This is a genomic window from Streptococcus mitis, assembly GCF_001579045.1.
Taxonomy (GTDB): domain Bacteria; phylum Bacillota; class Bacilli; order Lactobacillales; family Streptococcaceae; genus Streptococcus; species Streptococcus mitis_D.
This window is the reverse complement of sequence record NZ_KQ970280.1, coordinates 1-261: the sequence shown is the minus strand read 5'-3', so window position 1 is coordinate 261 and position 261 is coordinate 1. Positions and strand designations below refer to the sequence as shown.

Sequence of the window (261 nt, the reverse complement as noted above, 5' to 3'; positions counted from 1 at the left end):
CAAGCAGCAACAGCTAAAACTACTGAAATCGACCAAGCTGACATTTTACCAGCAGATAAAACATCGTTGAAACAACAAGTTGAGTCTGAAAAAACAAAAGGTATTAACAATGTAAATGGAGCTACCGATCCAGCAACTGTAAACTCTAAGAGAGATGAAGCAGTAAATACTATTCAAGGTATTTCATTAGATGCAGCGAAGCAGAAAAAAGCAGACGCAGATTTAGCTAGTGCCAAAGCAGCAGCGATAGAAAGAATCAAT

Annotated in this window: 1 protein-coding gene; it reads left to right on the top strand. The window is 37.9% G+C overall.

Annotation, left to right across the window (positions count from 1 at the left end; all coding sequences use genetic code 11):
- Positions 1-261: DUF1542 domain-containing protein (locus SMIDD28_RS10750; protein ID WP_155719346.1), on the top strand; the 261-nt coding region annotated here is incomplete at both ends.